The 19,776-nt window shown below is 47.6% G+C and carries 21 protein-coding genes and 1 riboswitch; of the genes, 11 read left to right on the plus strand and 10 right to left on the minus strand.

Features of this window, described 5'->3' with window-relative positions:
- The first annotated feature begins 77 nt into the window (after nucleotides 1-77).
- Nucleotides 78-2,084, plus strand: coding sequence for a copper amine oxidase N-terminal domain-containing protein (locus LCF57_RS26830; RefSeq protein WP_226003390.1), 2,007 nt, complete (start codon nucleotides 78-80; stop codon nucleotides 2,082-2,084).
- Between the two features lie 234 nt (nucleotides 2,085-2,318).
- Nucleotides 2,319-4,088, plus strand: coding sequence for an acid phosphatase (locus LCF57_RS26835; protein ID WP_226003391.1), 1,770 nt, complete (start codon nucleotides 2,319-2,321; stop codon nucleotides 4,086-4,088).
- Between the two features lie 125 nt (nucleotides 4,089-4,213).
- Here the strand turns inward: LCF57_RS26835 and queF are convergent, their stop codons facing one another.
- The 6 genes from queF to LCF57_RS26865 form a co-directional block, all read right to left on the minus strand.
- A complete protein-coding gene (gene queF, locus LCF57_RS26840; RefSeq protein ID WP_226003392.1) occupies nucleotides 4,214-4,711 on the minus strand; it encodes a preQ(1) synthase in 498 nt (165 codons plus the stop codon).
- Between the two features lie 289 nt (nucleotides 4,712-5,000).
- On the minus strand, nucleotides 5,001-5,879 hold the full coding sequence (queE, locus tag LCF57_RS26845; protein WP_226003393.1) for a 7-carboxy-7-deazaguanine synthase QueE: 879 nt from the start codon (nucleotides 5,877-5,879) through the stop codon (nucleotides 5,001-5,003).
- Complete coding sequence (gene queD, locus LCF57_RS26850; RefSeq protein ID WP_226003394.1) at nucleotides 5,872-6,363, minus strand: 6-carboxytetrahydropterin synthase QueD; 492 nt, start codon at nucleotides 6,361-6,363, stop codon at nucleotides 5,872-5,874. The genes queE and queD overlap by 8 nt, the downstream gene beginning before the upstream one ends.
- Nucleotides 6,356-7,039: a 7-cyano-7-deazaguanine synthase QueC gene (gene queC / locus LCF57_RS26855; RefSeq protein WP_226003395.1), complete on the minus strand. Its 684-nt coding sequence runs from the start codon at nucleotides 7,037-7,039 to the stop codon at nucleotides 6,356-6,358. The genes queD and queC overlap by 8 nt, the downstream gene beginning before the upstream one ends.
- A 134-nt stretch (nucleotides 7,040-7,173) precedes the next feature.
- A riboswitch (PreQ1 riboswitch) is annotated at nucleotides 7,174-7,217 on the minus strand.
- An 88-nt stretch (nucleotides 7,218-7,305) separates the two neighbouring features.
- Nucleotides 7,306-8,010 (minus strand): AIM24 family protein, encoded by a 705-nt coding sequence (locus LCF57_RS26860; RefSeq protein ID WP_226003396.1) that lies wholly within the window; start codon nucleotides 8,008-8,010, stop codon nucleotides 7,306-7,308.
- A gap of 25 nt (nucleotides 8,011-8,035) precedes the next feature.
- Nucleotides 8,036-8,476 (minus strand): hypothetical protein, encoded by a 441-nt coding sequence (locus LCF57_RS26865; RefSeq protein WP_226003397.1) that lies wholly within the window; start codon nucleotides 8,474-8,476, stop codon nucleotides 8,036-8,038.
- Nucleotides 8,477-8,791: 315 nt separating this feature from the next.
- Between LCF57_RS26865 and LCF57_RS26870 the strand changes: the two genes are divergently transcribed.
- The 3 genes from LCF57_RS26870 to LCF57_RS26880 all read left to right on the plus strand — a co-directional run bounded on the left by LCF57_RS26870 (nucleotide 8,792) and on the right by LCF57_RS26880 (nucleotide 10,994).
- Entirely contained in the window at nucleotides 8,792-8,947 is a 156-nt protein-coding gene (locus tag LCF57_RS26870; RefSeq protein WP_226003398.1) for a hypothetical protein, read from the plus strand.
- Nucleotides 8,948-9,171: 224 nt separating this feature from the next.
- Nucleotides 9,172-9,939, plus strand: a complete 768-nt coding sequence (locus LCF57_RS26875) for a hypothetical protein (RefSeq protein WP_226003399.1) — start codon at nucleotides 9,172-9,174, stop codon at nucleotides 9,937-9,939.
- A 71-nt stretch (nucleotides 9,940-10,010) separates the two neighbouring features.
- Nucleotides 10,011-10,994, plus strand: coding sequence for a helix-turn-helix transcriptional regulator (locus LCF57_RS26880; protein ID WP_226003400.1), 984 nt, complete (start codon nucleotides 10,011-10,013; stop codon nucleotides 10,992-10,994).
- Between the two features lie 41 nt (nucleotides 10,995-11,035).
- Here the strand turns inward: LCF57_RS26880 and LCF57_RS26885 are convergent, their stop codons facing one another.
- From LCF57_RS26885 to LCF57_RS26900, 4 genes are all read right to left on the minus strand, one after another.
- Complete coding sequence (locus tag LCF57_RS26885) at nucleotides 11,036-11,707, minus strand: 3'-5' exonuclease (RefSeq protein ID WP_226003401.1); 672 nt, start codon at nucleotides 11,705-11,707, stop codon at nucleotides 11,036-11,038.
- A gap of 245 nt (nucleotides 11,708-11,952) precedes the next feature.
- Complete coding sequence (locus tag LCF57_RS26890; protein ID WP_226003402.1) at nucleotides 11,953-13,839, minus strand: 5'-nucleotidase C-terminal domain-containing protein; 1,887 nt, start codon at nucleotides 13,837-13,839, stop codon at nucleotides 11,953-11,955.
- A gap of 196 nt (nucleotides 13,840-14,035) precedes the next feature.
- Nucleotides 14,036-14,461, minus strand: coding sequence for an ImmA/IrrE family metallo-endopeptidase (locus LCF57_RS26895; RefSeq protein ID WP_025716271.1), 426 nt, complete (start codon nucleotides 14,459-14,461; stop codon nucleotides 14,036-14,038).
- Nucleotides 14,462-14,472: 11 nt separating this feature from the next.
- On the minus strand, nucleotides 14,473-14,937 hold the full coding sequence (locus tag LCF57_RS26900; protein WP_226003403.1) for a helix-turn-helix domain-containing protein: 465 nt from the start codon (nucleotides 14,935-14,937) through the stop codon (nucleotides 14,473-14,475).
- A gap of 278 nt (nucleotides 14,938-15,215) precedes the next feature.
- Here LCF57_RS26900 and LCF57_RS26905 point away from each other — a divergent pair, with 278 nt between their 5' ends.
- The 6 genes from LCF57_RS26905 to LCF57_RS26925 all read left to right on the plus strand — a co-directional run bounded on the left by LCF57_RS26905 (nucleotide 15,216) and on the right by LCF57_RS26925 (nucleotide 19,749).
- Entirely contained in the window at nucleotides 15,216-15,692 is a 477-nt protein-coding gene (locus LCF57_RS26905) for an ArpU family phage packaging/lysis transcriptional regulator (RefSeq protein ID WP_226003404.1), read from the plus strand.
- A gap of 192 nt (nucleotides 15,693-15,884) precedes the next feature.
- A complete protein-coding gene (ant(6), locus tag LCF57_RS26910) occupies nucleotides 15,885-16,748 on the plus strand; it encodes an aminoglycoside 6-adenylyltransferase (RefSeq protein ID WP_226003425.1) in 864 nt (287 codons plus the stop codon).
- A gap of 311 nt (nucleotides 16,749-17,059) precedes the next feature.
- A complete protein-coding gene (locus LCF57_RS27805; RefSeq protein WP_264083834.1) occupies nucleotides 17,060-17,194 on the plus strand; it encodes a hypothetical protein in 135 nt (44 codons plus the stop codon).
- Nucleotides 17,191-18,051, plus strand: coding sequence for a hypothetical protein (locus LCF57_RS26915; RefSeq protein ID WP_226003405.1), 861 nt, complete (start codon nucleotides 17,191-17,193; stop codon nucleotides 18,049-18,051). Before LCF57_RS27805 ends, LCF57_RS26915 begins: the two co-directional genes overlap by 4 nt.
- A gap of 10 nt (nucleotides 18,052-18,061) precedes the next feature.
- Entirely contained in the window at nucleotides 18,062-18,280 is a 219-nt protein-coding gene (locus tag LCF57_RS26920; RefSeq protein ID WP_226003406.1) for a hypothetical protein, read from the plus strand.
- A 2-nt stretch (nucleotides 18,281-18,282) separates the two neighbouring features.
- Nucleotides 18,283-19,749, plus strand: a complete 1,467-nt coding sequence (locus tag LCF57_RS26925; protein WP_226003407.1) for a phage tail sheath family protein — start codon at nucleotides 18,283-18,285, stop codon at nucleotides 19,747-19,749.
- Nucleotides 19,750-19,776 lie beyond the last annotated feature (27 nt).

The following is a 19,776-nucleotide window of genomic DNA, read 5'->3' on the forward strand; positions in this document are numbered from 1 at the left end:
AATCAGAGTTTTGAGCATTGGGAATGGAATTATGCAAAATGCTGATATGGAAATAGGGAAAGAAAAGGGGAGCAAGCATGAGAAAAGCAGGGAAGATTGTACTGGCTGCAGCGATGGTTTGTGGAGCGATAGCAGGCACTACATTAAACAACGGCTCAACAGCGGTAGCGGCAGAGACAGCGACGGATGTAATCACGAACAGCTCTTGGAAAACTGCTAAAATCATGGATGTGGTCGACCGGGATAACTACTTACTGGATGACGGTTCAATATGGAGAAAGAGTATAGATGGCCCAGTTATTGAAAAATTGAATTTGAAGGGAATTACGGGTAGCAAAAACGAGAGTCTAGGTTACTACGGGTGGACTCAGGACGGAAAGATAGCCAACTGGGATAATTATTCTGACCATGCAACAGTAGCGAATCAATCCTCAGGAGTTAAAGAGATCACGGGAGAGGGCTTGGCTATTAAATACGATGGGACGGTCTCTTGGGGAAGAGGACAGGTCGAGGGAATATCAGATGCCATCGACGGCGATAAGGTAAGCACCTACTTTACGGTTCTTACTCGATCCAGTGATGTATGGTATTCCACAGGTTACGAAGAATCCAAGCCGCGCAAGATAGGACATGTAGACCGTGCGCTCGATATCAAAATGAGTACGGCGTATGCTGCGGTGCTTAAGGAAGATGGTCATGTCACGATGCTGGATATGCTGACGAATGAACCGCCGCGTGAAGTGGGGAGTGATATTGCTTCGATATTGTGGAAAAAAGGCACACATGTCTTGATTACTGTGCATCAGGACGGGACGGTGTGGAGCTATGATCGGATGAAAAAATATCCGGCGGTGCAGCTTAGCGGATTGTCTAATGTTGTGCGGTTGGTTGATTCGCCTGACGAGCTTTTTGCGCAATTAAAGGATGGTTCATGGGTCGGCTATAAGGATGGTATCACGACTCTTTTAAGTTTACCTACATTAACAGGGATGACCCTATTGACGACCTCCAAAGAGGGTGCGATCGGTGACAGCATTCAATTGAATGTGCAGGAGACGTATTCCAATGGGTATCGACTCACGCGACATCCCGAAGCCAGTGAAATTGAAGTAGAGAAGCCTCAGGTTGCCGAGCTGCAGCAGGACGGCTCGGGCAAACTCAAAGTACGGGGCATTGGCAGCACAGCCGTATCTTTGCGTACCGAAGGTATACCATCATCTTTTACTCTGAAAGTTTCATCCGACCAAACATTGACCGGGGCGGCTATGCTGAACGGCAATGTGTATTTGCCTGTACAGTCTGTGTTCAAGACACTGGGCGGATCGGTAACCGTGGAAAATCAGACCTTTACGATCAAGCTGGGCAAAAACAATATTGTACTCCAAAAAGGGAGTTCCTCCGCGATTGTGAATGGAAAATCTGTTGCGCTCAAAGGCAAGGTTCAAACGGTCAATGGACAGGTGGTGTTCCCAGGAACATTACTGACCGATCTGAAGCTGGGTGGATTCAAATGGAATCGTGATCGGCAGCAAGGGGAATTATCTGTGGGTGCTACCAAGCTTGTGATTGAAACGCCGGAAACGGCAAAAATTATCAAAGCCATTGATCTAGGCAGTCTGTCCAAACTCATTGGCAAAACCTATTGGGTCAATAACTTCTATAGCGCTGGAGAGCGTTTTGGCAAAGTAACAGTTAAAGATATCGAGGTAAGCACGGACCCGAATGGTGTTAAATCTTATGAAGTTATTTTCCAGGGTGCCAATGGCGTAACTTATGACACGTTTTCCATGATTGGAGCTTCACGCATTCCACAAATGCTGTCCGATTCCGATCAATTTCTGACTTACGATCCTTACAAGAAATATCAATGGTCGCAAGCTATGTGGAACAAGATTAAAAATAATGAGGTCAGCGTGGGCATGAATACGACACAGGTTCAGTTTGCATGGGGAAACCCAACAGTCAGAGAAAGGGGATCTGCTTCAAACGGAACCCAAGTCGAAGCCTGGGTATACGGCAACCGTAGTCTTTATTTCAAAGCGGTGGGGTTCGTAAATGGCAAAGTTATCGAAGTATGGCTGTAAGGTAAATGATGTTCCCATAATCGCTTGAATGAGGGTGTCTCAAGAGTCGCATAATCGGCTTTTGAGATGCCTTTTTTTTCGTTATCAGCTTATCTGAAACAACTGTTGCACCTGGTTTACAAAACAAAGCTCTTCATTTAACAAATGGAAGATATGATTTTTATGCTATACAACTTGCTGTATGGATGAACACAGAGAACGTATGAAGAGCACAAGAGAGGATATGATTTGACAATGAAATTGCTAAAGAAGCCATTATCAGTTGCTTTATTATCTGTACCCTTACTTCTGGGCTCCCTGGGAGGAAGTTATGCGAGTGCGGCAACCCTGCCAACAACGGTAACTCCAGCAGAGCCGACTTCGGGATATTTTGTAGATCATTATAAAAATAACAGCTCTGCTAATAAGACGGAAAGTTCAAATCCGACCCTCGGATTGCTCTCCGGATTTAACAAGCTTTGGACTCCTGGTGCAACCTGGGATACGGGCACCAAGCTAAACAGTAGTGTACTGGATGCCAATATTCAAAAAGTTATGGATATGGCTGCCCACCGCACCTCCAGTGAGGCCGATGCGGCCTATTTGGATGATCGCAGAAATCAGAGCTACAGTGTGATTGACGGTCTGGGTTCGCTTACCGATGTATATCGAAAGAATGCAGGGGCAAACACAACAATCAACGACATTCCGGCAGATGCCTTGACTAAAAAATACGAAGATGAGGGAACCAATGCAGGCAGTACAAGCTCCAGTCTTGGCAATATCGTGAATTTGGTAAATACCTTGCGTGGGGATTACTCTTCGACAAGCTCAGCTAAGGCGTACTTTAGCTACCCTCGTCCGTTTCGCTGGAGCGATAATTCAGTTGTAGTTCCGACTTTGCTGCCAGCTCAAAATCCGGACCCTAGCAAGGATGGCGGCTTTCCTAGTGGTCATACCAATGCTGCGTATCTCAGTGCTATCGCTATGGCCTATGCTGTACCAGAGCGTTACCAGGAACTGCTTACACGAGCTTCGGAGCTGGGCAACAATCGTATTGTTGCTGGTATGCATTCGCCATTTGATGTGATGGGAGGACGTGTCATGGCAACTGCGATGGCGGCTGCCATCCTGTCTGATCCGGCCAATAGCAGCTTGAAGAAAGCAGCTTATCAGGACGCTCACCGTAAATTGTTAACGCAAAAGGGTACTTCACCTGATCGGTTCAGCAATTACGCTGCCAACAAAAAGAGCTATACCGAGCGATTGACCTACGGATTTAGTCAGATGAATTCGACGACTACGCCAATGACGGTGCCTAAGGGAGCGGAGGTGCTGCTGGAGACACGTCTGCCTTACCTTGACAGCACACAACGCCGCTGGGTTTTGGCCACAACAGGTCTTCCATCCGGTTATCCGGTGCTTGACGATACCGAGGGATGGGGACGGCTTAATCTGTTTTCTGCCGCGGACGGCTACGGTGCTTTTGCCAATCATGTTACCGTGACTATGGATTCCTCCAAAGGTGGCTTTAATGCATTGGATCGCTGGCGCAACAATATTTCCGGCGTTGGAAAGCTGACTAAAAAGGGAACAGGTACGCTGAAGCTCATGGGCAACAATGCGTATTCCGGCGGAACACAGCTCGACCAAGGCATTCTGGAGGGGAATTCGGAGACGGCTTTCGGAAGTGGTGGGTTTACGAATAATGGAGGTACTCTCCGTACCCATACTTCTGGAAAGCTGGTTATTGGCGGGGATTACAAACAATCAGCCAAGGGAGCACTTGAACTCAACCTGGGCAGTAAAAATGACGTGCTCAAAATTAAGGGAACAGCCCTGCTTAACGGGAAATTACGTTTGAATTTTTCTAACAAATATGTACCGGCTAACGGCACCACAATTTTAGCCTATGGTAAACGGAATGGAGCATTTTCTTCCATTGAAACGGTAGGTTTGCCAAGTAAATATAAAGTAAAGATTATCTATAAAGCGGACAGCGCTCAGTTAAAAGTTACAAAATAACCAAACGGGACGATTAAAAAGTGCACCTTTGGAATACACCGGATCAACCATGAGGTTATCCAGTGTCTATTCTGGAGGTGCACTTCATTGTTTAATGATGAGTAAGTGTAGCGAGAATAAAAATCTTAACGGTTATCTACGGTCTCCGGGTACATATCATGATTCATCATACGATGCTCCGCCATTTGCTCATACTTGGTTCCCGGTTTTCCGTAGTTGGTATACGGGTCTATGGAAATACCGCCGCGTGGCGTAAACTTGCCCCAAACTTCGATATAACGCGGGTCCATTAGCTTGATCAGGTCATTCATGATGATATTAACGCAGTCCTCATGGAAATCGCCGTGATTACGGAAGCTGAACAGGTACAGCTTGAGGGATTTGCTTTCTACCATTTTAATATCAGGAATGTAGCTGATGTAGATGGTTGCAAAATCAGGCTGTCCTGTAATCGGGCACAGGCTGGTGAATTCCGGGCAATTGAACTTTACAAAATAATCGCGGTACGGGTGTTTATTATCAAAACTTTCGAGAATAGCGGGATCATAAGCAAAGGCGTATTGTGTGCCTTGATTGCCAAGCAGGGTAACATCGGTCATTTCTTCGGGTTTTCTTCCGGTCATGTTAATGCGGCTCCTTAAGTTTAGTTTGGTAACTGGATAGGGAGTTATGGTGGTGGGAAGGTCGCTCCGCCGTCCCAATCATAAAGTCCCTGCTCGTTTACATGTAGGTCAGGGTAGAACTGAATAAAGTGCGCTTCTTTAACAAAGGAGCATCATTTGTTGAGAAGCCGCGTCCTCGCGGACGAGGGTTTCTCTTGATTTATAGTTTGGATGTCAAATGTACGCTTTAACGAATTTGGCGTATTTGTGTATCACATACAGCTCATACGGAATATATTACATTTATGTGCTATACGCCGCGTTTGTTGCCCCATACAAGGGTGTGGAGCTGCGGGAGTACTCTTACGTCGTTAAGTCGGGAATCGTCCATGACACGGTCGATAAGCCATTCATAACGATGCAATAGGGATTCCGCGATCTGTTCCGTGTTCTCTGTGTTCACATCTGGATTGCCAGTCTGGAGGAACAGAGGAATGTGCGGGTAGCGCTCGTGAACGGTGCGTGCATATGCGAGATCCGTGTCATCGAATATGACGACCTTCAAGCTGCATGCTCCATGGTAGATTCTCACTGATTCATCATCGGCTTCCTCTGTGCATTCTGCGGTTGAGACGTGTGTCGCAGACCTGGAATCTCCAACCGTCTTCCAATCAGTCCACTTTCGATTCGACAGACGAGCGACGATATCATCCAGCACGTCCCAGTTGGTCGACATGCCAGAGCTGGGCGGCTTGGGGGACAAGGTTACCTCGTCGATATCGTACAGCCATTCCTGCCAACGGGAGCCTTGTGTTTCGACGGCGGTGGCAATGCCTTGACTACGCAGCAGGGTGACCAGATTTCCAAGCTGTGGCAGCAGGGCGGGATTGCCTCCGGAAAGGGTCACATGCGAAAACCGTTCACCGCCGATGGCTTTCAGCTCCTGCCAAATGTCTGCGGCATGGAGACGACGAATCTGATCCTTGGCACTGCCGTCCCAAGTAAAGGCAGAATCGCACCATGAGCAATGGTAGTCGCAGCCTGCGGTACGAACAAACATCGTTTTACGCCCAATGACCATGCCTTCGCCCTGAACGGTGGGACCAAACACCTCCATTACAGGAATAGGAGCTATTTTGGCCCCGTGGGGGGCTGCTGCTGTATGGTGAGCAGTTACGGTATTACTCATCCAGCATCCACTCCCGTCGGAATTCGGCATAGCTGGTAGGAGTCTCGAACAGCCGCACAAATTCGGTACGTCCACCTTCCACGCGGGAGCGGTATGCATCCGAGGTCAAGGCGGACTCCATTTGTTCAAAGATCCAGACGACCATATTTTCCGCCGTTGTATTCATCGGGGGCAGTGTCTCATTCAGGTAACGGTGATCCAAATAAGGCTCGATCCGCTCTTTCCAGATTGTTTTGATATCGCCAAAATCCAGCGTTAGGCCTGTTTCGCCCGGTATGCCGCTTATGCCAAAAACGACGATATAGGTATGTCCGTGCAGATTTTTGCATTTGCCTTCATAGCAGTGCAAATGATGTGCTGCATCAAACGTAAATTGTTTGCTGACCAGTACGCGTTTGCGATGATAGCGCAGCTGAGCGTGTTCAATGTCTGTCCCGAACTGCTGGAGCTTGTCGACAATATGAAAGGTACCCGGCTCACGCATGGCCTTCAGCTCCTTGGGATGAAGCTCCGCGAACCGCGAGATACTGCTCCAGTCCGGCGCGGCGAAGTTTGCAGGCAGGGCATTCGCCACAGCCATCCCCGATGACGCCGTTATAGCACGTTAGTGTACGGGTTCTTACAAATTCAAAAGCTTCCAGCTCATCGGCCATTTTCCAGGTTTCAGCCTTATTCAACCACATGAGCGGGGTATGAATTACAAAGGGATAGTCCATCGAAAGGTTGAGTGTGACGTTCAGCGATTTGATAAAAGAATCCCGGCAATCAGGATAACCGCTGAAATCCGTCTCGCACACGCCAGTAATGATGTGGCGCGCTCCTTTTTGCTTGGCGAGTACTGCGGCGAAGCTTAGGAACAGCAGATTGCGACCGTCTACAAATGTACTAGGCAGTTCGCCTTCCTCTTGCGTAATGTCAATGTCGGTGCGTGTGAGGGCATTAGAGGCTAGTTGATTGAGCAGGCTCATATCCAGTACCGTTTGCGGAACACCCAGCTTGTGAGCAATTCCGGCGGCTACTTCGATTTCCTGCTTGTGGCGTTGACCGTAATCGAACGTCACGGTTTCTACTTCGGCAAAATGTTTCTTTGCCCAAAATAAACAGGTTGTGCTGTCTTGACCGCCGCTGAATACGACGACCGCTTTTTCGTTTGCAAACATAAAAAAACCTCTCGATCTTCTTGGAATGGTGTAAGACGCAGAGTCTCGTCACTTGGAAGAAGGAGAGTTCTTGAACCGACTTCAACAAAAAACAGGCCTTGCCCCGCGAGTTCATTTTTCATGCGGAGGACAAAGCATCGTTAGTTTTTTATAGAGGGAGTTCGCGAACCTCTCCCATGCATGACGCATGGATTTTCTTCATTATAGTGTTGGCCACAGGGACCGACTACTTTGCTAATAGCATTGCCATTATAGCATGGCCAGGGCTATTTGATAAACACTCCGCCAAAGGGAATAACTTCCCTTAAAAATCGTTTGATGACGCCATCGTCGTTCATATCCTGCTGGAGACGTCGATGATGCTCCCCGGCGTGAAAAAGCACAGTACCCTGTCCAGTCATTTTAAAATGATAGTTCATATGCTGGCTGGCGAGATGGTTGCCGTACACGGTCAGCTCCAGTTTGGCGTTTTCGGGATAGGCGATGACGCTGCTCGCATCGACATAAATTGGCTCTGTCGGATGAAGCTGCTCCTGACATACCAAACCCTGAGTCAAAAGACCAATTTGCCCCACACCGTCAAATTTCATTTTAATAACATCGCGGCTGAACAGCATGTTTTTCATGCTCAGCAGTTTGGTACGCATATGGATTCCAGAGCTGTACCAGAACAGGTTGCGAAAATCGTATAACAGATCATCGCCTCCTTCAAGCTCAATCATTTTGAGGCTAAAGCCGGGTGGAAGTGCAGCGATCAGACGGCAAGCCCCTGTAAAATCGGCCTGAATCAGCTTGTGCTTGCGATACATGCCTTTTATATTCATCAGTTTGTCACTGCGACCTGAGCTAGGGCCACGGTAAGCGATAATTTGCTGCGGATGCAGAACATGCAGCTTTTCCCCTTCCGCTAGATTGAGCGTTACAACCGAACCGACGCTTTCATCATGGTGTTGTCCTGCTTGTATGTCCATTCAGACGTTTCATCCTTTCAGGCAGCTAGTATCTTCCCGAACGTCGACGCATCCCGTAACGCAACAGGCGGATACCTATAAAATAACCAGCCAGCAGGATTACAGCCGTGATCAAAAGCACTTTATTTCGGTGTGAAGCCTGATCGCGCTGGGCTTGAAGATTTTTTAGCTCAGTAACAGTGTCGGTCAGCTTACGGTTTTGCTCCATCAGCTGTGCGTTTTGCTCTTGATAGGCTTCTATACTGCTGCGGGCCTTTTGCAGCTCTTCCTGCGTTTGTCGGTAGCCTTCCTTGAGCTGATAAACATCGCCGGGCAGGCGGGAAAATTGCTCAAAGCCTTGATATACATCATCCCAATAGGCAGCATATGCCCCGGGCACACGAGTTACCCCAAAAATAAACAGAAGCGCTATAGCAGTGCAGACAACACGGCGGTAGAAAGCAATGCGACAAGTTTGTCGTGCCAAAAGACGTTCTCCCTTCTGATACACCAAGATGTAAGATAGTACCCATCATTTACCCATATCTCATGGTTACGTACAGTATACAGATTAGGATGCAGATTTTAGAATAAACGGACGATCATTACGGAAAAATGTTCTCAAAAAAAAGTCGATATATAAGTTTAAGTGTACCTCAAAACGGGTATATCAAGAAAGCATCTGCATTCCGACATTTTTCCCGCCAAGCGTGCCAAAGCCTTCAATTACTGATCAGCGCTTAAAATGAATATCTGAACCGAAAATATAGGAAGAATAGATTTATAGAAGGAGAAATGAAAGATGAACGAGAGAGAGCAAGATTATAAAATTTTAAAAATCACGGTCAATGGAAAACCATTACCGAAAGAACTCGTAGTGGATAGCACTACGTTTGCACCTATACCCGACAATTGCACAAAAACGAATGTTTCTTTAACAGAAACTACAATTTCGTAAGATTATAATATGGAAGCAGACTATAATGTAGCCCGGTATAAACCGGGCTATTTTTGCGTTTTCATGCAATTTGAATGGGTTAAATTGTTATTTGTCGAAGCAGGTCCCCTTTCATAAAGATTACCATGTATAATTTTCACAAGCAAACGTACGTTCCCTGACAATATAGTGTCAGATAACACTGTTAATTTAGAGTTACATGTTCTTTTAGGGGGAAATTACCAGTGGTAAAGTCAATGGTTAATGTAACGTACACATGGGACAAAGAGTCTATATCAGCGAATGGGGCCGAACAAGTAAATCTACTGATAGAATGGGGCTATGGAGCTGTTCGTAAAAGAAAAGGGAACCAAATCCCGAAAACAGCGGGATGTGACCTTCAACTCCAGTTCATTCCCGAAAACGGGGTAAGTCTACTAAAAGTCGAAGGGGTGAGACTCGGTTTCAAACGCTCAGAAGACGGGGATCGCATGGTGATTCACTGTGGGGATGTGCGGCGGGGAAACTATAGACAGGCTGCTTTGACGTTCTCTATACCGGCTCACTCATCCGGAAGACATACCATTGGATTGATGGAGTGGAGCTGGCGTAAGCCATCTCAGGAAAAGCGAACACTGATTAAGACGGACCAAATCTACATCAATTACACGCATCATCTGGGTCTGCTGAGCGTTCCACCCCATCCGATGGTGGAAAAATACATAAAGCTGAATGAGACGTCTATGATTGTAAAAAAGGCATTGCGTATGTACGAGAAAGGTGAGCATGAGAGAGGTGCGTTTATCCTAAACAGACAAGCAGATGAATTGCTGATACGAGCAGCAAGAACCGATGATATGGATTACCTGAAGGAAGCAGAGTTACTTCTAGCCATACGTAATAAATGGGATGGGACTTTTGAATCATTTGCTTCTTATAGTCCTAAAGTCCTTTTTGATCAATCGATATCGGTGGGAAATGTTTCGTTTAACGAAATTAATATTTTGAAATAGGTAATTATGCTAGTTTATTTGTGTAACATAGTGAGTCTAATTTACTATCTTTTTGTAAAGGAGAGACTTCCTTGACTGATCGGTTGATACGTTTAATGCGGATTATTACTATTGTTCAGGCAAATCCGGGGATATTGGCAAGAGAGCTTGCGGAACGTTGTGAAACATCAGAACGTACCATCTACCGAGATATGGAGGCGCTAAGTGCTATGCATATTCCAATTACAAACATGGGGCATGGCAAAGGGTACATATTTATAAGCAATTTTGCTTTGTATCCTCTGAATTGGACGGAAGAAGAGGCAGAGGCTTTTGCCAAGCTGGGAGACATTATGGAAACGGTGAAGCCTCTTTTGCCGCCGGCTTTTGAAAGTGCTTATGAGAAAGTGATGGCCTCTAGTCAGAAAAAAAAGATAGACCAGACGAGCTTCGCGCAGGAGATGAAAAATATCATTCGGCTCGGCTCGACACTTGATCGGGAAAACCAGCCCTATCTGCTCAGGCTGATTGTTTTGGCAAGTCTTACGCAGCAGACGATTGAAGCGGAATACAGCTCACCTCAAAATGAAGATGTGTCACTGGTTCAAGTAGATCCTTATTGTCTGGTTCCGCAGGATCGGCGGTTTTATATGCTTGGTTTTTGTCACAAGCAATCCGCCATGAGAACCTTTCGGATCAGCCGCTTTCGGAATATGAGAATTTTGCCGTATACGTTTCAAAAAAATACGACAGAGATGGAAATGTTTTTTAAAGGGACCTGGTCGGTGACCAAAGGAAATCAAAACATTCGGTTTGTGGTGCGATTTTCTGCCGAATCTGTATATCGGGTCAAAGAAGAGGAATTGTTCATCAAGCCTTTACTCAAGGATTTACCGGATGGGAGTTTGTTGTTTGAGGTGACGGTCAATCATGATCGTGAATTTCTGGATTGGCTCACTTCGTATGGAGCAGAGGCTGAGATTCTGGAGCCTTTACGGTACCGCAAGCGAATGCAGGAAATGCTGCGGACCTGGGGGGCATTTTATTTTGATAAAAAGGTAGGAAATCAAGAATAACAGGGAGGAGATCCCCCGGAACGGGCCGGGGAGCTGTCCGCTTAATGGTCCTTAAACAGGTTGGCGAGATTGCCAAATGGACTGTAATGCTCCTGTTCTTCCTCCGGTGAGGAGTATACGAGCTTTGAGCCCCGGCTTTCCTCATCGTCAGCAGCGTTATTTACTAATGTAATACGATCAAAAAGATGCATAAAAACCTGAGCGGTGTTTATGGCATCGTCCAGTGCACGGTGCTGCTGACCGTCAAAGTTAATATGGCACAATTCCAGCGCCTGAGACAGACTCAGCTGACGGTATTTACCGCCCGAACCAAACAGACGGGAGATTTGCTTCTGTATATCATTAGTATTATGAATCCATCCAAGATCTACATGATGGGTACGACAATGGGATACCAGCTTTTGGCGGTCATCCGGCCCCCATGCACACAAATAATAGGGTGAATCCGTACCGAGCCAGGCAACAAATTGCTTCACAGCTTCAGGAAAGAGCGGGGCGGCATCAATATCTCGTTGAGTAATGCCCGTGAACTGAACGGTATCCGTAGACAGTACAGGTCGATTTGAGGGTCTTACAAAACTGTGAAACGTATCTGCAACGTATAGACCATCGTCTCCCTGAACGACTTTGACAGCACCGATATCAATGATTTCAGAGGAATATCTGGCGTTACGGCTAACGGTAAATTCAAGATCATAAATAATGTATTGCATTTCTGGACTCCTTCCACACACCTGACTGGTCCCGATAGATACCGGGATGAATGTTCTCTGCTTGAATGGCTCTTCTCCATCATACCTCTCGGTCTACAACTTGTCAGCGGTTTAAAGGTTGCTTTATCAAAAAAATATGCGATGTCCAAATGAGCTTGGACTATCGCATACATCAAATCCTCTGACATACAGCAACAGCATCCGTATCCCTGGGATTACGAACGCTGCCTTTGCTGACAATTGAATTAGGCCGGGATGTTCAACTTTTGTCCTGGATAAATGCGGTGAGGATTTTTCAACTTGTTCAGCTGCCCCAGCTGTTGCCAGGTAGTACCGTGTTTGCGGGAAATGTCATATAACGTATCCCCGGATTTGACAACATACACATGGCTATTTGCAGCTTGGGCAGAAGCTGAGGCCTGCTGTGGCTTGGCTGGTTGGGTTTTTGCCGGTGCCGGCTTCGCTGGTGCTGGTTTCGCAGCCGGTGTAGAGACGGCTTGCGGTTTTTCCTGCACAGGTGATGGTGATGCGATTGGTGCAGCTGGCACAGGCTGTGTGGCAGGGACAGTGGCTTTCACGTCTGCCTTGGCTTCTTGGATGCGGCCGTCTGCTTGTACTTTCAGGCTGGCGGAGCCAATCTTTTGCATATAGCGGATTAACGCCTCGTCCAGCGATCCGAACATACCTGCCTGCGGATATTTAGCGAACATCGTATATTGGTCACCGCCTACAGCAGTAAAGTCATTGGTGGCCAATGTGTACGTTGCCTCAGGATCAAGCGCCTTGCCACCGATCAGAACGGAATGAACGCGACTTCCCTTGGCTGCTGAGGTGTCTATTTTAAACGAGATGCCTGATACCTGCGGGAAACCTCCGCTTGGCTCCGGATAGGAGGCTGTGCCATTTTCAAGTGCTGCCTGAATGTCAGAGCCTTTCACCTTCAGGGTAACAATCTGGTTTCCAAAAGGCAGCACGGTGATGATGTCTCCTTTGGTTACCGTTCCTGTCTTGATGGAAGCCCGGATGCCGCCGCCGTTAGTTAAAGCCACGTCTGCGCCCGAAACGTCACGCATGGCGTCGGTGAGCAGGTCGCCGAGATTGGTTTCGCTCGCACGTACCTTTTCGCGTGCTCCTTCCAAATCCACACTCGTTTGCGTTACAACCTCTTTAAGGATAGGTTCCTGATCCTTCTGAATGGAAGCGATCAATGCAGCAATTTCAGCGTTGGGCTGAACGTCGGCAGCTTGAGTCGAGTCAATCAGCTTCGCTTGCTTTTGGGTAACCTTACCGCCATCGACCCATAGATCCACAACACCCAGATACTTGGTGTATTCGCCTGCGCTAGCAATCAACGTGCCGTTGTCACCGACCAGCCCTTTTTCGAGTACGGTGTGGCTGTGCCCATCGATGAAAATATCAATGCCTGGCACTTCCTTAACGACCTTGAGGCTGGTGTCTGTGCTGGATGCATCCTGTCCCAAATGACCAAGAACGACGACGACGTCCACTTTGCTGCGGATTTCGTCTACAGCTGCTTTGGCTTCAGCCGCAGGATCGGTGAATTGAATCCCTTCCACATTTTTGGGATTGGTCTTATATGCTGTTTCAGGCGTAGTCAGACCGATAATGCCGATTTTAACGCCATCCACTTCCTTAATAACATACGGTTTGAACAAACGTGTTCCGTCCGTTTGCTTAATGTTGGCACTCAGGACGGGGAACTGAATTTCCTTACTCAGCTCGACCAGATGCTTCCAGCCGTAATTAAACTCATGGTTGCCCGGAACCATTGCATCATAGCGCAGCTTGTTGATCACTTTCACAATACTCTCGCCGTTGACCAAAGTAGCGAAGGTCGTTCCATGAACGGTATCCCCGTCATCCAGCAGCAAGGTATTGGGATTGGAAGCGCGATACTGGTCGATGATGCCTGCCAGCTTGGCGAAGCCCATTTCCTTGTCGTTTGCGACCACGTGGGCATGGGTATCATTCGTATGTAGGATGGTGATGTGCTTGCCGCTGACCGGAGCAGTAGCCGTATTGGCTGCCGGGTCTGCTGCCGCTGTACCAAGACATCCAAACAGAAGCGCAGCGGTCGTCAAGAGTGACGAGATTTTTTTCCATGAATTCATGTTGTTCCTTCAACCCCCTATAAAATGAATGAATTAGAGCAAACGCTTACGTCCACATTTTATCAGATGATTGTAAAAATAACTTCTATTTTATATCAAAGTACTAAAAAAATTTTGATATATCGGTTGTTAAAGCCGTCGTTAAATCACCTATATTGAGGAGGAAGCAATAAACAGTAAATAATCAAAATAGGAACTAATGTTCTGTTTTGTGGTTAAAAAAAAGAGCAGTCTCTTTGGGCAGCCCAATCCGGGGCAAATAGTGCTCCAGCGTTTCGTCAGCCAGGGGCGGTTTTCCTTCACTCAGCAAAAGTACAGCAAAACGGTTGGCTTGCTGTTCAAATTTTCCCGGAGAAAAGTAGGAATGCTCCTCTATAAAAAAGCGGCTAATGCCTTTATGCAGTCGGTCATGGCCCAATTCATGCGCACAAACAAACCGTTTCCATTCCGGTGTAAGACCATCGTGGATGACAATAAATTTTCTGCGCAGCTTGTGGTAATACAGCCCTTTGGTTGTGGAACCCAGATCGGAATAACGAATATGGATACCTAGTGCTTTTGCAATATCAAAGGGGCAGTTGGTACGGTATTTTCGGACGAGTTTGTGAATGAGTTCTTTCATACGATCACCTGCTATCCTTGATCTTTGCCCGCCCGGGGCTTCTTATGCTTGTTCATTTGCTTGGCTTCCCAGAACAGACCTGTTAACACATCCTTGATACGCTGACGGTCTATCTCATCCAGCGGAATGCCGTCGAACATTAATTCGTCGTCTTCCTCCAGCATTTTCTTGAAATCCCGGCGATCCTTGGAGGTAGCCCATTCCGGCACAGTAGAACGATAAGGTTCGTGTGAATGTTGCTCTATTGAATCGTCGTCTCCCCAATAGCCGGCAACTTTCATCATTTCGGTATAGGATACACCGAGTGCGTCCGCTATTTTGCGGAGAGTAGAGGGCTTAGGGACTCCGCGCAGCCCATTTTCAATGCGGGAAATTTGCGAATTGCTAATGCCTGCGGCATCTGCCAATTGGTTGATGCTCCATTGCTTTTGTTCGCGCTGCTGCTTTAAGTAGGTTCCGAATGCTGGCTGTTCCACAAAGGAGGCTCCCTTCTGCAATAGAATCATAGATTAGTTCCATTATACCATTAGGTAAAGAGGAAAAGCACGTAATATGCCAAAAGGCATAGAAAAATAAAGCGAACATCCTGTTTTTGGGACCCTACCGCTTTTTTTGACGATGGATAGATATCCTAAATAATGCTATGTTATACTCATGATGCGAACAAAACACGAACAAAATGTAAACAAAGAAATTGTGATAGCTAAAAATTACATCATTGTCAAAAGGCATAAGATAAGGAGTGCTGCTGTATATGAAAAATAACTTACCCGAATTGGATCGTCGCAAAACGCAGAATGCATTGGAGGGCGTGTTTGAGAAGTACCGGATTTATAAAACGATAACCTTTATGGATCGAGAAAGCTTTATTACGGCTGGCTATACGGATCGACCGAACGGACCAACGAATGTGACCAGCGATCCGACGGCCCGGACAGCCGTATATAATGTAGATGCTCCCGACGCACGCCTGGCCTACTGCGAAATGGTAGATGCTGTAGTTAGTCGCTTGAATGAACGCGAACAGCTGCTCATCCGTGAGCGTTATTTAAAGGATGACGATGTGTTTGATTACAAGGTTTACAATTATGTACTGGACCCGCCGGTCAGCAAGGATACGTATACAAAGCTTCGCACGCGTGCCTTTTACAAAATGGCGCTTGCGCTGGCAGACCAAGGCGTTTTGAATCTGGCAGGCTTGCAGAAGGGCGCGGATCGAAAGCTCGGTTAGTAAATAGTATGGTTTATAGTACGGCTCCTCTAAAAGGCTCTGACTTCCTGAAATTCAGGGGTCATAGCCTTCATTCCATTAACTTGGACAGCAGGGAGTATGAAACACAACGGCGAATAAGAAGTTGAATAAGAAAATGAGGCTCATCACTAAAGGCTGGAATGGAGGGCTACTGTATTGAGAAATGAAGTCTTGAGAAGTGAACAAGAAATGATGAATATACTTGTAGATTTTGCTATGAATGACGATAGAATACGATTGGTTACTTTGGAAGGGTCACGTACGAACAAAAATATTCCCTCCGATACATTCCAGGATTATGACATTTCATACTTTGTAACAGATATGGTTTCTTTCAAGGAAAGCGATCAATGGCTTCATATTTTTGGGAATAGGCTTATGATGCAAAAACCCGAGGATATGGAGCTTTTTCCATCAGAATTAGGTAATTGGTTTTCATATATCATTCTTTTTGAGGATGGAAATAAATTAGATCTGACACTGATCCCCATGAACGAGGTGGAGGATTATTTTAAAAATAGCGACGGCTTAGTTGAGGTTGTGCTTGATAAGGATGCTCTTATCCAAAATGAGGTGATCGCAAACGACTGTCAATATTGGATTAAAAAGCCGACCGCAAGGGAATTTGATGATTGCTGCAATGAATTTTGGATGGGTTCCACCTACGTAGTCAAAGGATTGGCGAGAAAAGAAATTCTTTTTGCGATTGACTATTTACATGAGATTGCGCGACCTAATTTGCTCAGAATGATGGCCTGGCTAATTGGATCAGAGCAAGGCTATACCTTTAGCGTAGGGAAAAACTACAAATTTATAAAACGTTATCTTCCCAAAGAGGATTGGGAAACATTACTATCCACCTATTCCGGGAGTGGCTATCAGGAAATGTGGCAATCTTTATTTACTTGCTATGAGTTATTTAGGAAATACGCCAAGGCTGTGGCAAGCAGCTTCGAGTATAAGTATCCAGATTACGATGAAGCGATCACCAGGTATGCTGTACATATTTATAATTTATTGAAGAGAACTAATTGACCGCCTTTTTAGAGGGCGGTTATTTTTTTGCAACATCAACCATTAGATAGATTTAACGCAGTTTCAATGATAGGAACACATGTTCTCAAAAAACCGCCTAACTTCATCCCCCGTCTCTGCTTTTATCGTCCATTTCCCCGGCAACGCATTCGTTATTAGGGTGTAAGATTATATCATCGGGAATCAAGACAAGAGAGCATACCGAAGACACATACAGTCAAACGTTAGCCGGCCAATAGGGCCGGTTTTTTCATGCGGTGATTGTCTCTGTCGATTCCCGGGAAATCGTTCTACAGAAAGGAGGAGTCGTGTTGCCTAAGCAAGGGATGCTGCAATGCATGAGTATGAGGCTGCGCCGGATGAGAACACGAAAGTGGAAAAAAGCATGGCTAGGCAGCCACAACATGCGAGTGCAGGTTGCGCAAAGGCGGCATGCTGCAGGATGAGACAAGCCTTTAAGCAAAAGCTCATTGAAATTGTTCCAGCACTGCAAGGGCGTGTATACGATGTTCAGCCACCGTCGCAGACGGCAGAAGAGCCGTATGCTGTTATGGCGCTGGGCGAGGAAATCTGGAAGTCTTCCTGGGCTGGCTATCGGCAGGTTATCCGCATCAAGCTGTACGCAGGACAAGCCGGGCTGGCGCAGGCCGATGTATGGGCGAATTCCCTGATTGCCGGGCTGCACCGGGAACCGGTGACAGGCCAAGGTGAGGACACGTCGGCTTTTACCGCACATTATTTGGGCGTGCGAGATGCAGAAAAGCTGGACACCGTCACGGGCAAGGCGTATAGAACGCTGCGCTTTGGCGTGTATGTGCCTGAAACGGAAGGAAGTTCAGCTATTCCGGCAAGTGGCGCCGCCCAGCCGGATGAATGGCTGGCAGCCCTGACTCGCTGGACACAAAATCAACTGGGCGAGACGTGGTCGGTATACGCCGATGCATGGCCCGCACAGCCGGGACGACACGCGGTCCTATGGCGGCTGAGCGGCTGCGAGACCAGGATGGCGGGAGCTTCCATGTATGAGCTTCGCAAACGGTTCATCGGGCATATTATTGCTCCAGACAGCGCTGAGGAGAACCGCGCAGCTTCCGCGCTGGTCGAGGGATTTGCCGCTCAAATTCAGCTTCCACTGGATCAGGACAAAGGCCGTTATATGTCTACGGACGAAGCTTCGGCCGATTTGCAGGCGGATGCGATTTTAGACGGTCAGCTCCGGCTAACGCTGGTACAGCGACGTATGCGCCCGGCTGAGGAAGCGGCGTTGATCCGCAGAGTGGAAATTCATCCTATTTTGAAATGAGGAGGTCCGATTGACCTTGGCAAACCATGAGAAGGCCCCGTTAAATTCTGGGCAGGAAGCAGGCGGCCCCCGCTACACGCTGGGGGAGCTTAAGGAACACGCGGAACAATTGTTTTCCGTGAAGGAAGAGGTGCTGGCAGGCGCCTTTTTTGGTGAACAGGACAAGCTGTTTACGGTAGCAGAAGCACACACTAAAATCGAACAATTTATGAAAGCGAAGGTGGACTAATTATGGCAGGCGGAACATGGGAAAACACGAATAAACCGGTATTACCGGGTTTGTATATGAACTTTCAGGCAGCTGCAGCTTCAGCGATTCAAGGTGGCTCACGTGGTACGGTGGTTGTACCTGTCAAGGCGAATTGGGGCCCTGTGCGTGAGTTTGTAGAGATTGGCAGCGAAACGGCAATTCATCAAATCTTTTCAGGCGACAGTGAAGACGGTGCGACAGCATATTCTACGCTGTATTTGGCTTTGCTGGGCGGCCCGAAAAAACTGCTGGCTTACCGTTTGACAGATGACACGGCTGCTGAAGCATCTGTAACGCTGAAAAGCGGCGGCGAGACACCAACGGATGTGCTGCGCTTGAAGGCATTGTACACAGGTAGTCGCGGTAATGGTTTTGCTGTAACTGTACAGCCGACTTTGGGTGACGAGCAGGCACGTGAAGTGCGACTTTATGAAGGAACCAAACTGCTGGGCACGTACAAAGGCAGTGATGGAACGGCTGCTTCGATTGCCGAGGCCCTGAACAAGAACAGTGAAAACGTATGGGTGAAGGCCGAGGTTGTCGGCGATGGCGGCATTCCGGCGGATGTCAGCGGCGTACACCTCACTGGCGGCAACAGCGGTAATAGCAAGCTGGTTAATGCCGATTACATCGCCATGCAGGAAGCACTTGAAGGACAGGAATTTAACGTGCTGGCGCTGGATTATGCAGCCGATATGGCATTGCTGCAAAGCTTTGCCGCCTGGATCAAGCGTGTCCGGGGCGAAGGCAAAGGCGTAATTGCTGTATTCGGCGGTTCTGCGGCAGATGATGTGTCCAAAACGGCTGTCAGCGTGGCCTCTGCGCGCTCCCTGGCCCTGAACCATGAAGGCGTCGTGAACGTCGGTACGGGCGTACGTCTGGCAGGAACGGATTACAGCTCCGCCCAAACGGCTGCTTATGTAGCCGGACTGATCGCAGGCCAACGTCTGAATCAATCCGCGACGTACGCGGTTACGCCTTTTGAGGACGTGACACGTCGCTGGACACGTTCCGAGCAGGAGCAGGCTGTCCGTAACGGGGTTTTCCTGTTGTTCTTTGACGGCCGTCAGGTCAAAGCGTTGCGCGGAATCAACAGCTTGGTGAACCCGGCTGCCGGTCAAAATAATGCATGGAAGAAAATCCGCTCCATCCGCGTGATGGACGCGATTAACGCTGACTTGCAGCGTGCAGCCGAAGAGACTTACATTGGCAAAATCAACAACACGGTGGTAGGTCGCCTGGCACTCATTGGTGCGATCAAAGAATATCTGGCACAGCTGTCGCTAAGCAATGTGATCGAGGCGGATGGCTACGATGTCATTCTCGACCCGGCATACTACGGTGATGCTCCAGTTATTAAACCAGAGCCAGACCAAGTGTTCCTGCAATGGAACGTGAAGCTGACCGACGTGATGGAGCAGCTATTCGGCACATTTTACGTGCAATAAGCATTTTTCAGCCAAACCGCAGGACTG

This window comes from Paenibacillus sp. BJ-4, assembly GCF_020404765.1.
Classification (GTDB): domain Bacteria; phylum Bacillota; class Bacilli; order Paenibacillales; family Paenibacillaceae; genus Paenibacillus.